The organism is Steroidobacter sp., assembly GCF_036402275.1.
GTDB lineage: Bacteria > Pseudomonadota > Gammaproteobacteria > Steroidobacterales > Steroidobacteraceae > Steroidobacter.
Genome location: NZ_DASWTF010000019.1, coordinates 69,975 through 83,899 on the forward strand (window position 1 = coordinate 69,975; position 13,925 = coordinate 83,899).

General features: G+C 60.8%; 14 protein-coding genes, 1 tRNA gene and 1 pseudogene. 9 read left to right on the forward strand and 7 right to left on the reverse strand.

The features are described 5' to 3' along the window. The first annotated feature begins 881 nt into the window (after positions 1-881). Positions 882-2,696, forward strand: a complete 1,815-nt coding sequence (locus tag VGD45_RS10700; protein ID WP_331155285.1) for a serine hydrolase — start codon at positions 882-884, stop codon at positions 2,694-2,696. A 789-nt stretch (positions 2,697-3,485) separates the two neighbouring features. Here the strand turns inward: VGD45_RS10700 and VGD45_RS10705 are convergent. Then, positions 3,486-4,151, reverse strand: coding sequence for a TetR/AcrR family transcriptional regulator (locus VGD45_RS10705; RefSeq protein WP_331155286.1), 666 nt, complete (start codon positions 4,149-4,151; stop codon positions 3,486-3,488). Positions 4,152-5,218: 1,067 nt separating this feature from the next. Between VGD45_RS10705 and VGD45_RS10710 the strand changes: the two genes are divergently transcribed. After that, positions 5,219-5,479, forward strand: coding sequence for a hypothetical protein (locus VGD45_RS10710; protein ID WP_331155287.1), 261 nt, complete (start codon positions 5,219-5,221; stop codon positions 5,477-5,479). 78 nt (positions 5,480-5,557) lie between these two features. On the opposite strand, the gene VGD45_RS10715 is transcribed toward VGD45_RS10710, so the two are convergent. From VGD45_RS10715 to VGD45_RS10735, 6 genes are all read right to left on the reverse strand, one after another. Next, positions 5,558-5,663: transfer RNA gene (locus VGD45_RS10715), tRNA-Lys, on the reverse strand. Between the two features lie 266 nt (positions 5,664-5,929). Next, a complete protein-coding gene (locus VGD45_RS34355; protein ID WP_414717573.1) occupies positions 5,930-6,271 on the reverse strand; it encodes a winged helix-turn-helix domain-containing protein in 342 nt (113 codons plus the stop codon). Positions 6,272-6,342: 71 nt separating this feature from the next. Next, entirely contained in the window at positions 6,343-6,903 is a 561-nt protein-coding gene (locus tag VGD45_RS10720; protein WP_331155288.1) for a GNAT family N-acetyltransferase, read from the reverse strand. A gap of 132 nt (positions 6,904-7,035) precedes the next feature. Beyond that, the gene (locus VGD45_RS10725) at positions 7,036-7,965 is read right to left on the reverse strand and encodes an integrase core domain-containing protein (RefSeq protein WP_331155289.1); all 930 of its coding nucleotides are present in this window, start codon (positions 7,963-7,965) and stop codon (positions 7,036-7,038) included. A 339-nt stretch (positions 7,966-8,304) separates the two neighbouring features. Then, positions 8,305-8,946, reverse strand: a complete 642-nt coding sequence (locus tag VGD45_RS10730) for a DUF1109 domain-containing protein (RefSeq protein WP_331155290.1) — start codon at positions 8,944-8,946, stop codon at positions 8,305-8,307. Then, positions 8,943-9,482 (reverse strand): sigma-70 family RNA polymerase sigma factor, encoded by a 540-nt coding sequence (locus VGD45_RS10735; RefSeq protein WP_331155291.1) that lies wholly within the window; start codon positions 9,480-9,482, stop codon positions 8,943-8,945. The genes VGD45_RS10730 and VGD45_RS10735 overlap by 4 nt, the downstream gene beginning before the upstream one ends. 261 nt (positions 9,483-9,743) lie before the next feature. Between VGD45_RS10735 and VGD45_RS10740 the strand changes: the two genes are divergently transcribed. From VGD45_RS10740 to VGD45_RS34095, 7 genes and pseudogenes are all read left to right on the forward strand, one after another. Then, entirely contained in the window at positions 9,744-10,004 is a 261-nt protein-coding gene (locus tag VGD45_RS10740) for a hypothetical protein (RefSeq protein WP_331155292.1), read from the forward strand. Continuing rightward, positions 10,001-10,873: a lactonase family protein gene (locus tag VGD45_RS10745; protein WP_331155293.1), complete on the forward strand. Its 873-nt coding sequence runs from the start codon at positions 10,001-10,003 to the stop codon at positions 10,871-10,873. Before VGD45_RS10740 ends, VGD45_RS10745 begins: the two co-directional genes overlap by 4 nt. 98 nt (positions 10,874-10,971) lie before the next feature. Continuing rightward, a complete protein-coding gene (locus VGD45_RS10750; protein ID WP_331155294.1) occupies positions 10,972-11,613 on the forward strand; it encodes a DUF1109 domain-containing protein in 642 nt (213 codons plus the stop codon). A gap of 69 nt (positions 11,614-11,682) precedes the next feature. Beyond that, positions 11,683-11,946: a hypothetical protein gene (locus tag VGD45_RS10755; RefSeq protein ID WP_331155295.1), complete on the forward strand. Its 264-nt coding sequence runs from the start codon at positions 11,683-11,685 to the stop codon at positions 11,944-11,946. A gap of 62 nt (positions 11,947-12,008) precedes the next feature. Beyond that, positions 12,009-12,836, forward strand: a complete 828-nt coding sequence (locus tag VGD45_RS10760; protein ID WP_331155296.1) for a DUF692 domain-containing protein — start codon at positions 12,009-12,011, stop codon at positions 12,834-12,836. After that, on the forward strand, positions 12,833-13,579 hold the full coding sequence (locus tag VGD45_RS10765; RefSeq protein WP_331155297.1) for a putative DNA-binding domain-containing protein: 747 nt from the start codon (positions 12,833-12,835) through the stop codon (positions 13,577-13,579). The genes VGD45_RS10760 and VGD45_RS10765 overlap by 4 nt, the downstream gene beginning before the upstream one ends. 258 nt (positions 13,580-13,837) lie before the next feature. Continuing rightward, positions 13,838-13,925, forward strand: a pseudogene (locus tag VGD45_RS34095) (DUF1153 domain-containing protein); the annotation flags it as partial.

A 13,925-nucleotide genomic window follows, 5' to 3' on the forward strand; every position in this document is an offset into this window, starting at 1 on the left:
ATGGCTCGTTTCAGTCGAAGAGCGGACGCGCTCGGTGGACTGTATCCCGCTATACTGATCTCGCTAGTAGTTCGGCGATTGACCGGCGGCCTACCACGATCTTCCACGCTGGTCACCCTGTCGTGGGAGTAGCGCCCGCTGGCGCCGTTCGTCAGCTACTCCCAATCCTTCGTGCCGATCGCCGGACTCGCTCAGTTCGGCAGCGCCTACTTCGCCGCTATCGGCGAGCAGAATGAAGTCGGCGTGAAGTGGCAGTTCGGGCGGTCATCGCCGAAGCCAGCGCCTCACGCCCTTATTTGACGCACTATCCTGTGGATCTGGATGAGTCCATCCAAGCGGTTAGGCATGCGTGTGTCCTGGCACTGATGATCGCGCTGGTCGGCGCTGGACCCGCGACAGCACCTGAAAACCGACGCCGAAGACCAACAGATGCCCGAGAGCAAAGCAGTGACGGCGCTCTTCTAATTGTTTATGAGATAAGGAAGGCGTCGCGTGCCTAAGGTCAAGGTCTATTACAACAGCGCGTGCCCGGTCTGCGATGCCGGTATCAAGGACCAGCGGCAACGCATGGAGTTCTGCGGCACGCAAGTCGAGTGGATCGACATTCACAAGGACGCCGACGCCGTTTGTGAGATCAGTGCCGAACGCGAATTCGTTAGGAGCGATTGCACGTGGTCGACTGGCAGGGCGAGCTCAAGATTGGCGCCGATGCGTTTGAGGTTCTGTGGCGGCATACGCCCGGACGGGCCCGTTGGCCCGGGTCATACGGCTACCAGTCCTGCACGTTCTCTCGAGATGGCGATACAATGCTTTCGCGGCGGGCTTGTATGCTTTGAATCGCGCCCGCGGGCGCTGGTGAGTCAACCAAGTAGGGAAGTGATGTGAGAAGGATCGTCGTTCCGGTGCTGTCGATGGTCGTGGCGTCGTTCACGAGCTTCGAGGCTCATGCTTCGACGGCGCAGGAGATCGAGGCACGAATCAAGCGAATCGAAAGCGGCTTGTTGCCGCCGGTCCTGGTCAAGGGCGACTCCGAGCCGCCGCTTCCGACGCTTGCCGAACGGATGCAGGCGACGCACACACCGGGGGTCAGCATCGCAGTCCTCAACGACGGCAAGATCGAATGGGCTCGCGGGTTTGGCGTGACGGCAATCGGTGGTTCGCCAGTGACGCCGGAGACGCTGTTTCAGGCCGCTTCCATCAGCAAGCCCGTGTCCGCTCTGTCCGTCATGCAGCTCGTGGATCGCGGCAAGCTCGACCTCGACACGGACATTAACAAGTACCTCAAGAGCTGGCAGCTGCCGGCAAACGAGTTCACCGCACAGCAGAAGGTAACGCTCCGCCGGCTACTCACACACACGGCCGGCACTACAGTGCACGGCTTTCCTGGATATGCGGCCGGCGAGCGTCTTCCCGACATCAGGCAGATGCTGGACGGCGTGCCGCCCGCGAACAATCCTGCGATTCGTGTCGATAAGGTGCCTGGCCAGAGCTTTCGATACTCGGGCGGCGGTTATCAAGTGATGCAGCTGGTGATGGAGGACATGACCGGACACGACTTCGTCGGCTACATGCGCAAGCACGTACTCGATCCGCTTGGAATGAAACACAGCACTTTCCAGCAGCCGTTACCGGAGAAGCTGCTGGCGCGAGTGGCGACGCCGTATCTGGCCGACGGCACACCCGTACCTGGTGGCCCTCATGTTTATCCGGAGATCGCCGCGGCCGCTCTCTGGACCACCCCTTCCGATCTGGCGCGCTTTGCCATCGGGCTGCAGCGTGCGTGGGCAGGCGACCGCAAAGCGATTCTCTCGAGCATGGCCATGCGGACGATGATGACGCCGGGGCCGGAGGGGCAGGGACTCGGCCCGCAGGTCGGCGGTACCGCTCCGCACGAGTACTTCATGCACGGCGGCGCCAACGCGGGCTATCGATGCTTTATGGTGTCCTACGTCGATGGCGACGGCCTGGTGATCATGACCAACAGCGATCGCGGCGGAGAGTTGACTGGCCCGATTCTGCGCGCGGTCGCGCGCGAATATGGCTGGCCCGATTTCGCTCCGCCCGAACGCGTGCTCAGCAAGGTCGATCCAGCGACGTTCGACAAATACGTCGGCACCTACCGGCTGAATCCGCAACTCGTCATCACCGTCTGGCGCGAAGGCGATCGCACGTATTCGCGTGTGCCGGGCTTACCTATCAATGAACTCTTTCCGACCTCCGAGCGTGAGTACTTTCAAAAGGTGGCGGCGACCCGATTCGAATTCATTCCCGAAGCCATGGCGAATGCACCGGCTCTGATCCTGCACGAACCGAACGGGCCGCGACCGGCAACCCGGCTGAGCGCAGCGGACGGCCAACCATACCTGGACGAATCGCTTGCGCTCGCAAAACGACTGCGCGACCAGCGGCCGGTAGCTGAAAGCGAAGCCATGCTTCGCAAGTTGATCGCTGGACTCGCGGCTGGCACGCCACCCTATGACGATATGGGTTCTGAGCTGGCCGAGCTAACGCGACAGCAGCTCAATTTTCTGCAAAACGATATAGCGTCGCTCGGAGCCGTTCGTTCCGTGACGTTCAAAGAGGTCAGCCCCACGGGCGTAGATGTCTATGATGTCGAGTTCGAGAAGGAGCGTTTAAACGCGGGCGTCAGGCTGAGGTCCGACGGGCGAGTCGATGCTGCCTGGATAAACCGGTAGGCTCAGCGCATCAACGTCTGCGCGCCGAGCGACAAGCCGGGATCTTTGCCCTCGGGCTCTACAAACATGCCGCTAGAGCATCTGATAGGGGCGTCAGGATAAACGATCACGTAAATCGCGAGGTTAGCGGTGGGAATTGTATAGAAACATTCCCAAAGAGCCCGGAAGCGTGGCGCGTTCGAGGGCTTATTTTATAGATGTTCAATTTGCCATAGACCTGTCGCCTGATTAGGATCTCGGCCGCATGATCCGAACGAATCGAGGCGAGTCCAGGATGGCCGCCAACCAGCGCATTACATTCGGCAGCGGTTGACTCGCGAACCACGGTGGGCCGACATTGGAGAACTGGCGGACGAACGGTGCGATCGCCTCGGCAGTTTGGCCCGGCTTTGTCTTACAGACCCCTTGGTATCTCTGGCTGATTTCTTCGCCGTCGGCGGTGCGGCTCTACTGGCTACCGCGTGGGCGCAGTTCACTTTCCACAACGCGACGATGAGGGCTGGGCAACGCGCGGCCTTAGTCCACCTGTTCGAAAGTTGGGCCAAGGAAGACAGGACATTCTCCGCAAATGAGATTGTCGTCCTTCTCCGGTCTTTGCCGGATCCCGTCGATGCTTGGGCTATTACGGCAGCCTTCAAGTCGGAACAGGCGCCTCGGTAAGCGCGCATACTGGAGCCGTTCGCTCTGGCGCGCGGCCTCGGATGGGGCGGGCGCCACCAGAAGATGCTCGGGCCAGTTCGGTGAGCGCGGACCGAGCCCCATTCGTCATCGTGCTCGCCAGGCTTCGCGCTATCTGCGGACCGTGCTTTGTCGTCTGCTCGAGCGAGTTCGCGATGCCGGATTGTGAGCGAGCGCCGCGAACATGTGGCTGATCAAATTCGACACTATCGGCGCCAGGCGCTCGGGATTCAGGTTCTTGTATGGCAACGCTCCGTCGATCCAGAGCGTAGCGAGCCCGTGAACGGCGGACCACGCAGTGAGGACCAGGGGCTGCAAATCGCCGGCCGGGGCGACTTGCGATCGCTGACAATCCTCCACGGCATCCCACAGCAACTGAAATACTCGCGGCTGTGCCTGGACGAGCTCGGGAGAGTCACCGCCGATCAAGTCGCCTCGAAACATCACGCGAAAATGGCCCCGATGGGCCGTCGCAAAACTCACGTATGCGCGGCCGAGTGCGGCCAATCGAGAAGTTGCGTCATCAGGTGCAGCGTCACGCTCACGGATCATTGCCGCCTCGAGATAGCCGAAACCTTCCTCCGCAATGGCTGCCAGCAGCGCTGCACGATCAGCGAAGTGATGGTACGGAGCGCCCGAGGAGACGCCGGCCCGAGTCGCCAGCTCGCGCAGGTTGAGCGCATCGACGCCATGTTTGTCGATCGTGGCGACGCTTACATCGAGCAGCGTTCGCCGGAGGTCGCCATGATGGTAGCCGCTCTTCTTCTTTAGTCGCAACGCTTCATTCTCCAGCCGCCTCGTCAGCGGGGCAGGGAGGCGCTCGATCGCCGCGCCGATAGTCGCAGGAAACCCTATCCAACGCCATGATCGAGTCTCGTGCGCATCGATCTAAGCAGTGATCAGTTTTGATGTCAAGGCAACCCGTCACTTGAAGTAAAAATGATGCAACATCAATGGCTTGAGACGAACGGTGCCGCGATGCATCACGTCGCGTCTGATTCAAATTAGATCTAAGCAGCGCTTATTTAGATCTTGATCGCAAAACTAAGCAATGCTTAGATTGATCCCGTAAACAGATGTGACGAATGAATCGAACGGAATCGTGCCAGCACGGAATGAGACAACGTCCCCATGGCGGATGTTTCTACGGCGACCGTATCGAGTAGCGTAACGCTCGTGATGACGAAGATCGGAGCGCTTCGCGCGCATGACGACAGATGTATTGAAACATTGAACTGAAGAGGAGATCTATCCATGAAATCGCGCTTACTTTTGATTCCGTTGATTCTTGCGACGACCGCGGCCATTGCTGACACTCAGGGCTCACTGTCGCCACGTTCTGCGGATGCGCAGGCCCAGGCCGCTGCATTACTCAGTCCACCTACGTTCAGTGGGACGCGCGCTGCGAGTTCGGACAACGCCCACACTCCCGTGAGCCAACGATCGGGTGAACGGATCCATGGTGATGCGCAAGCGCAAGCGGCGGCTCTGATCCGCGGGACCCACGTTGCGAGTGAGGGCAGCGCTCGCATTTCCGTGAGCCAACGATCGGGTGAACGGATCCACGGTGATGCGCAAGCGCAAGCCGCAGCCCTGCTCCGTGCTTTGTGATCGGTTCGTCTTTGGTGTGGGACCGGCGTGGTGAAGACTCCGCCACGCGGTCCCACCCGTGAATGCGATCTGTGAGCCGTGATCAGGGCAATTCGGCGGGAGTGCGCGTGAGCATACGGAAAAGGAGTCGGTGATCGTTAGTAGCTGATGCGGGTGTTGCCAAGAGTCCTTGAGTTCCCGAGGAAACGCCTCGCGCAGGTTAAAGAGAGAAAAGAGACAATCGATCACCAACCGTGCCGGTCATCCTGGCCAGCGAGCTTGGCGCGAACAGGCCGCGACACAATGCTTGGCAGGATTTGATGCGGGCCGCGATCGAGGCGAAGGTGATCGACGAGGAGGATCGGTTCACGCTTCACGGCCTGAAGCATCGCGGGATTACAGATACTAAAGGAACCAAGCGGAAGAAGAAGCGCGCCAGCGGCCACAAGACCGAAACCGCCTTGAACATCTACGACCATGACGTGCCCGTCGTCACGCCCGCCGCACACAAGTAATTTTTAGGAGAATTTTTAGGAGCCGACGATTTGTCGGACTACTGAAGATTGCAAGTCGCGGATTTTCAACGAGGAAAGTGGTGGGCCGTATAGGATTCGAACCTATAACCAACTGATTAAGAGTCAGATCAAACGATCAGGGAAATCGCAGGGTTGGCTGCGGGAATTTTATAGAAACATGCCCAAAGAGGCTGGAAGTGGGGCGAGTTTGAGGACCTATTTTATAGAGCCTGCGGAGAGCGCTGTTTGAGTTTCAGTCCCTTGGAGAGGCGGAGTTTCGCCGAAGGAGCGGCGAAACTCAATGCGGTCGAGTTCTTGGACGGTACGGGTACGAGCAGCGATACGAGTATCTGCTGCATGATCGCGACGCCATCTTCTCGGCCGAATTGGATGAATCTATACGGCGATTGGGGCTGCGAGTGTGAAGTGTCCATGAACGGTCAGATGGGGTTATTGCGGAGGACAGCGGGCGCCGTGTTCACCGGCGCAACAAAGCGATAACCTTGGCCCGCCACATTCTCCAGGTAGCGAATGGCGCGCGGGTCCGCGGTCCAGAATCTTGCGCAGTCTGGAAATGTGAACGCGCAGCGCGCCTTCGCCGACGATTCCCTCCGGCCAGGCATGGGCAAGCAGCTCGCCTTTCGTGACCAACTCACCCGCCCGTTCGATCAGCAACTGCAGAATCTCGGACGCGCGTGCGGGCAGAGTGACTCGCGTACTCGACCTCAGCAGCGCGCGCTGACTGGGAACATAGCGAAACGGCCCAAATGCCAGGACCACGGGACGATGCATCCGATCATCATCGCAGTCGCAATTTAAAATCGCATTAAGAGCCGCTTTGCCGTTGGCTGAACGCTTGCGATTCAGTTGGGTTCCGGCAGCGATTTCTCCAGCACGACGAAGTGCAGATCCGCGCGCAGTGGTATGCCGACGCTCTCATCGCCATAGGGAAAGGGTTCGGTCTCACCGGTACGGCGATAGCCGTGTCGCTCGTACCAGGCGATGAGTGACTCGCGGGCCTGAATCACCGTCATATGGGCAAGCGTCCCACCGCGCGCAGTCGCGTATTTTTCCGCTGCGGTGAGCAGCACCGAGCCGAGGCCTGATGCCTGTCGTCCAGGATCGATCGCCAACATCGAGATATGCCACGTTGAACTTGTGTGTGGTTCGACGGCGACACATCCGCAGAGACTGTCGTAATCCGCCAATCGCAACAGTAGAATGGTGACGCCTCGCTCCAGCATTGCGCGCACCGAAGCAGGATTGGTGCGCGAGCCTGTAATCAGTTCAGTTTCGCTGGTCCAGCCGGCGGGCCGGCCGTGCGCGCGATAGGCGGCGTTGACGAGCGAGGACAAGTCTTCGAGGTCCGCTACCGTCGCGGGAATGATCGTCACAATACGTTTCCTCCGGTTGCCAGGGGGCATTAAAGCACGCCGCGAATTTACATGTGCTAAGAGCCGCATCGACGACGAGGCAAAGGATGGCGATGCAGAGGTCCGACGAGTTCATGACAGGTGATCAGTCACTCGCCAGGCCTGTCTGTGGCGAAATGCTAATTACGCGGCAGTGGGCGTGTGGAAGAGGCCGGAACAGTCCGATCGCCACGCGTAGTGATCGAGATTCGCCGGTTGATCTGCAGTCGCGCCGCATCGCTCGACGGGCGTTCGGCCACTGAGCCCAGCGTGAACACGTCGCTGGTTGTAATAGGTGGCGAATCGATTCAGCTTGCGACGGAGGTCGAGGCGGTTCCAGAAGAAGGTCTGATCGAGATACTCGCGCCGAAGGGTTCCGATAAGGCGCTCTACAAACGGGTGTGAGCGAGGCGCGAAGGGCACAGACTTGATTTCCTCGATGTCGAGCACTCGCAGATTCGCGCGCCAGCGATGAAATCGGAACAGCGGGTCATGATCGGAACTGAGGCGCTTGGCAAGTGGCTGACCGCACCAGGCCTCGTTGAACATGCGGCAGACGCTGACGCCGTCGATATGCGCCGGTTCAACACCGAATCCAATGATACGACGCGAAAAGACATCCATTACGACCATCACCCAGAAGCTCTTCAGCAGGATCGACTCGCAGCGAAACAGATCGACACTCCATAGGCTGTCACGAGCGTCAGCGATGGCAGAGAGCCACGACGGACCGCTGCCTCCGGACCTTGGCAAAGGGTGGTTCGCCAGAATCCGGCGCACCACATCCTTATCGACTTCCACTCCGAAGGCGTGCGAGATCTGCTGGGCAATGCGGGGGCAGCCGAAGCGTGGATTGAGGCGCTTGATCTCGAGGATTGCCGCAATCAGTGCTTTGGACGGTCCTTTGGGACCGGGACGCCCGCGGGTGCTCGAAGAAAACAGCCATTGATACTTTCGTCGGATCAGCGCCCGGTGAAAGCGTAACAGCGTTGCGGGCCTGACGGCGACTGCGATTTTCAGCACACGTTGAGGAGCAACGAGCATCGCGCCCAGGCCCAGCAGGATGCGGTCCAATGGGCGGAGCCTCGGGGCCTTCTTTCGAGATCGATTCAGGATCAGCAGCTGATGTTTCAGAAGAAGGGATTCGACAATGACTGCGCGGGCACCGCCAGGCGTCGCGGCCCTGATGGTCGTGACAATGAAAATGAGCAATCAGGACGAACCAATCCCGCATGCTGTGAACAATGACTGGGGTTGGTGGCGTTCGCAAGACTATGACTCAGTCGTCAACTGCGGCAGAATTGCAATTCGCCATGGACACGGCGCTTTATCCAAAGAAGGAAGCGCTGGAGCTCGGGGCTTGAGATCACTCGGCGCTCTGAGAGTCGGCGAGTTACCGCTCGCCGCGAGCGGTTACCAGCGCATCAGACGAGGTCCCAGCAGTGCTCCGACGGTCATCGAGAGCACCATTCCGAGGGTGTACCACGTGAGGATGAAGAGCGCGCTGGACTCCGGGCAGTGCAGGCAATAAATCGCGGCAGCCCATGCACCGGATGCCAGCCCGGCCGCCGCTCCAGCTGCGCGCATTTTGCCCGGGGCGAATTGTTTGAAGGCCCAGAACAGGCCAAGCAACATCGGCATCGCCAGCGCCAACAGAATCCAGGGGCACGCTCGCCAGCTGCGTCCCAGCCACAAGGCCAGCCATTCTTGCGGCGGCTTGTCGGCGAGCTCGCCGATGCAGATACCGGCCAGCACGAGCACGGGAACAGCCAGCAACCATAGTGCGCGCAGCGATGTGGGCGTGGGCCGTGCGAGCCGGCCGACGGCAACGACGGCCACGATGCCCACCGAAAGGGTGTAGATCACCTTGGTCCAGAAAGAGAAGTCGTCGAGCGCCGCTGCAAGATCGGGCCGCACACCGAGCATCGAAACGACCAGGGCCGCCGCCACGATTCCGCCGCCATACAGGCCATACCCGATCCGCCGGGCGACAGCGTGGGGCGAAACGCGAGGTACGTCGCGGCTGAGAGATTCGATCAGTTGCTCGGTATTCACGATTTACGACCTGTAATTCGAGCGGCCAATGCTTTCAAACCACGATGCACGGAAATTTTCACGTCCGACTCGCCGATGCCGGCCTCGGCGGCGGCCTCTGCGACGCTCTTGCCGTCGATTCGAGTATCGCGAATGGCGCGCGCCTGTTTGACAGTGAGTGTCCCGAGCAGCCGCTCGACGTCGATGTGTGCGCGGATGGCTGCTTCCGGATTGTCGGCGAGCACATCCAGCTCGATCTCGTATAACGACACGTTGATCCGATGACGCCGATAGTGATCGACCAGACGGTGGCGGGCGATCGCGTATAACCAGGGAGTGAAGGGCCGATCCCTCTCGAACGTAGCCCGGCGCGTGTGCACGGCGATCAAAGTCTCCTGCACGAAATCCTCTACATTGTCGCCCGCGTCGCGCACGCGACGGCGAAAGAACGAGCGCAGCAGCGGAACGAGCGCACTCAGAAGCGCCGCGTGCGCGCCAGCATCTCCCTCCAGTCCGCTCAGCATCAGTGCCCTAAGGTCCTCCTCGGCTGTCTGCATTCGTATGCTGCCTCGCTACTCCATCTCGCAACGGCACAGTCGGCACAATGTCGACTTTTCGCACGAAAACGCTGTCTGCCAGTCCGCCAACGGGGCCACCCCGGATAACGATCCCCTACATACGACGCGGCCGCTCGTTTGGTTACACGCCCGCGCTCTCGTGTTGAATGTAGCAGCCCGACGCTGTGCCCGTGTAACCCCACGGCCACCTGATACGAAGGAGGTGCGGATCCATCAATTGATCAACTCGGGAGATGTGACATGAATGCTTTCAGGACAGCGCTGGCGTTAGGCGTGGTGCTCGGTGTCAGCGCTTTGCCGGCTTTGGGATCTGCCAACAAAAATGGCTACGGCGAACGGCATGCAGTGTTCGTGATGACCAACGACGCCGACCGCAACGAAATCATCGCCTACGAACGATTGCCCAACGGGACGCTGCGCGATGCCCGAAAGTTTTCCACGGGTGGCCGCGCAGCGGCGGCCTTGTCGATCCGCTCGGCTCGCAAGGCTCGCTGTTATTGAGCGATGATGGCGACTACCTGTTTGCCGCCAATGCCGGCAGCGGCACCATCTCGGTGTTTCGCGTGCTCGGCGACCGCTTGCAGCTGACCGATCAGGTGCCCAGCGGCGGCAGCGAGCCGAACGCAATCGCGCAACACGGCCGGCTCCTCTACGTGCTCAACACGGCCGGCAGCAGCAGCGTGGTGGGATTCCAGCTGCACGAGGGCAAGCTGACACCCATTCGCGAGTCGCAGCGTTATCTAAGCGCCAACTTCGTCAATTCCGCATCCGTCGACTTCAGCGACGATGGTCGTCTGCTCGCGGTGACCGAGCGCGCCACCAATAGCATCGACATTTTCCGCGTGCAGCGGGACGGTCGGTTGTCCGATATCACAGTGAATCCCGCAGTCGCCTCGGGCACCTTCGCTGCGGTGTTCGCACCGAACGGCGCCCTGCTGGTTTCCGAGACGGGTACGGGCGAACCCAATAGCTCCACGATTTCTTCGTACGCAGTGCGCCCCGACGGCAAGCTCACGCCGGTCAGCGCCGCCGTTGCGACGCTGGGTGCGGCGAATTGCTGGAACGTCGTCACGCCGGATGGACGCTTTGTATATACATCCAACTCGGGCACGTCTTCGATCGCCGGGTTCCGAATTGCAGGCAATGGCGCGCTCACGCCGCTGCCGGGCACCGTCGTTGGCCTCAATCCATCAGGCTCGGCCAATCTCGACATCACGGTCAGCGCGGACGGCGATTACCTGTACTCGTTGAACGCGGCAAGCGGCTCGGTCGGCATTTTCAAGATCGAGCGTGATGGCCGACTCACCAACTACGGCGTCGTCGACGGCTTGCCGGCGGCGGCTGGACTCAATGGCATCGCGGCCAACTGAGGAATATTCGGCGCATCGACGGCGGCGCGGGCTCACTGCGCCGTCGTGTGATGACGGGCCTCGTCGCCCGCCGGATAACTCTCACCGCCACACATTTGATGAATACCGAACAACTCATTCTCAACTTGAGCGCCGACGTGCCGCGCGTGTACCGCCATGCACTCATCGAGCGCATTGCTAGTGGCGTTGGCGGCGGCGCACTGGTGGCCCTCATGCTGGTCGTTGCCATCCTCGGCGTGCGACCGGACCTGCAGCACGCGATGCAAGCCTTCTCGTTCTGGATGAAATGGGCTTACACGATCTCGCTGGGCGCCTGCGCCCTCTACGCGGTCATCCGTCTCTCGCGCCCCACGCCGAGCTCGCTTTGCGGATTGTGGTTGCTGGCTGTTCCGATACTGCTGCTCATCGGTGTTGGGATCGGCGAGCTTGCCAATACGTCGCGCAGTGAATGGCTCAATCTTTGGCAGGGCAGGAGCTGGAAGGTCTGCCCCTGGCTGTTGCTGACGCTGGCGGCGCCCATTTTCGTCGGCTTGCTCTGGTCATCTCATCGGCTCGCACCCACGCGACTGCACGCTGCTGGTGCAGCGGCGGGACTGGCTGCGGGCGCCACGGCCGCGACGATCTACGACCTGCACTGTGCCGAGGTCTCGGCGCTCTTTGTGCTCACGTGGTACAGCCTGGGCATGCTCCTGGCAGCGGCGGCTGGGGCAATGCTGGGGCCGCGACTCCTGCGCTGGTAGGCGGCGTAACCAATTGTCGTTCGGTGCCGTACGAAGGCTTGCCGCTTCGGCAATTTTTAGGAGTTGCGCATGACTGTCACCAAGACCGCTTTCAGCTTTGCCACTGTCGCCGCCGTGATGGCGATCTCTAATTTCGCAGTCGCACCTTTGGCGGCGGCCGCGGATGCCAAGGCCGTGCACTGCTACGGTGTGAACTCGTGCAAAGGCACGTCCGACTGCAAGACGGCTCAGAACGATTGCAAAGGCCAGAACACCTGTAAGGGCCACGGCTTCAAGGAGATGACGGCCAAGGCCTGCACCGACGCGGGCGGCAGCCTGACGCCGAAGGGCTGATCGGTCCGGGGCCGGCAGCGCACCTTGCCGGCCTTTCTTGCGCCTGAAGGAGCATGCTGTTCATGCATGGCAAGCATCTGTTTGGTTTGGGCCTCCGCAAGCCTCACTACGCTGACTTCCTCGACGCTGCACCGGTAGCGGTGGACTTTGTCGAGGTCATCTCGGAAAACTTCATGGTGGCGGGCGGGCGGCCGCTGAACGTGCTACGGCGCGTCCGGGAACGGCATCCAGTCGCGTTGCACGGCGTATCGTTGTCCATCGGCTCGGCCGATGGCGTGCACCTGGACTATCTGCGCCGCCTGCGTGAATTGATCGACGCGATCGAGCCGATGTTCGTCTCGGATCATCTGAGCTGGTCGCGCATCGGAAGCTTCAACTCGCACGACCTGCTGCCGCTGCCATATACGGAAGAGGCGCTTGCACGGGTTTGCAACAGCATCCATCGTGCGCAGGAGGTGTTGGGGCGAACACTGCTGCTCGAAAACCCATCGAGCTACATTCTCTGGCCGGGCGGCATGACCGAATGGGACTTCCTGAGCGCAATGTGCGCGCGTACAGGTTGCCGGCTGCTGCTCGACGTCAACAACATCTTCGTCAGCGCGAGCAATCACGGCTTCGACGCCAGCGCTTATCTCGCGGGCATCCCCGCGGATTGCGTCCGGCAGATTCATCTTGCGGGCCACAGCCAGGGCCGCGAACTGCTCATCGACACGCACGACCAACCGGTCCGCGGTTCCGTATGGTCGCTCTACGCAGAGGCGTTACAGCGACTGGGCCCGGTGGCGACGATGATCGAGCGCGATGACAACATTCCGCCGCTCGCTACCTTGCTTGGCGAGCTCGACGTCGCACGTGGCATTGCCGCTGAGCAGGCGCGGAGAGTCGCATGAGTCTGCTCGACTTGCAGAGAGACTTTCAGTCCTGGCTGAAGACCGAATCGAACGAGGTTGCCGCGCGCTTTGGCGAGCCGTCGCGCGCCGGGCTGGCGGTGTACCTCAACAATTATCGTGCACAGTTGCTCGCGTGTTTGACGGAGAGCTTTCCGGCAGTACGCGCATGGATCGGCGACACAGCATTCGAGGGCGCGGCTGCGACACACGTCGACAGTGTGCCGCCGAGCGCCTGGACGCTCGACGAGTATGGGCGCGACTTCGCTGAAACCCTCGACATGATCTATCCGGACGATCCGGAAGTCGCCGAGCTCGCACGTTTGGAATGGAATCTGGCAGTCGCGTTCGTGGGGCCGGATGCAACGCCGGTGGATCCTGCCGCCTTGGCGGGCATCGACTGGGACAATGCCATCATCCACCTGGTACCGACGTTCGTGCTCTTCCCGGTGTCTACCAACGTCGCCGCGCTGCGCAGCGCGATCCATGATCAACAAACGCCACCGCCGGTCGCGCGTTTGCCCGAGCCTGCCAGCATCGCGGTCTGGCGCAACGGGTTCACGCCAATGTTTCGAACTGTCACGGCGGAGGAAGCTGCGGTCTTCGAGCAGCTTCGTCAGCAGCAGCGCTTCGGGGACATCTGTGGAGATCTGGTCAAGCGCATGGGTGAGGAGCAGGGACCGGCGCTCGCCGGATCGATGCTGCGCCAGTGGTTTACCGATCGTGTGATCGCTGCTATCTCATGAGTGAGCTGCCGGCGCTCGCTCGTCCGGGCGCCGGGTCACTCCTCTGGCCTACAGGGGCTTTGTCTTTCACCGAGGACCAGCTGGCCTCGGCGCGGGTGATGGTACCGCTCGTGTCCTTAGCGAAGATGCTCTGCGCCTTTGCGCTGTTGTTCACATATAGCTTTCCGTTCACGACCTTGCCCGTCTTCGGGTCGATATCGCCGAGATGTAATGACCCACTGAATTCCTGCTCAGGTGTTAATCTACTTGGAGAGACACTTGAGCACATTGATGGACGACGAGATCAAACGCTGGACAGCTCGCCGCAAGAGCGCGCTGGTACTGGAGATCATTCAAGGCAAGACAA

What these genes read in the sequence shown, in the direction of transcription:
- VGD45_RS34355 (WP_414717573.1), bottom strand. Translation starts at nt 6,271, where the DNA reads ATGCATCGTCCCGTGGTCCTGGCATTTGGGCCGTTTCGCTATGTTCCC.
- VGD45_RS10720 (WP_331155288.1), bottom strand. Translation starts at nt 6,903, where the DNA reads ATGCCCCCTGGCAACCGGAGGAAACGTATTGTGACGATCATTCCCGCG.
- VGD45_RS10735 (WP_331155291.1), bottom strand. Translation starts at nt 9,482, where the DNA reads ATGCAGACAGCCGAGGAGGACCTTAGGGCACTGATGCTGAGCGGACTG.
- VGD45_RS10740 (WP_331155292.1), top strand. Translation starts at nt 9,744, where the DNA reads ATGAATGCTTTCAGGACAGCGCTGGCGTTAGGCGTGGTGCTCGGTGTC.
- VGD45_RS10750 (WP_331155294.1), top strand. Translation starts at nt 10,972, where the DNA reads ATGAATACCGAACAACTCATTCTCAACTTGAGCGCCGACGTGCCGCGC.
- VGD45_RS10755 (WP_331155295.1), top strand. Translation starts at nt 11,683, where the DNA reads ATGACTGTCACCAAGACCGCTTTCAGCTTTGCCACTGTCGCCGCCGTG.
- VGD45_RS10760 (WP_331155296.1), top strand. Translation starts at nt 12,009, where the DNA reads ATGCATGGCAAGCATCTGTTTGGTTTGGGCCTCCGCAAGCCTCACTAC.
- VGD45_RS10765 (WP_331155297.1), top strand. Translation starts at nt 12,833, where the DNA reads ATGAGTCTGCTCGACTTGCAGAGAGACTTTCAGTCCTGGCTGAAGACC.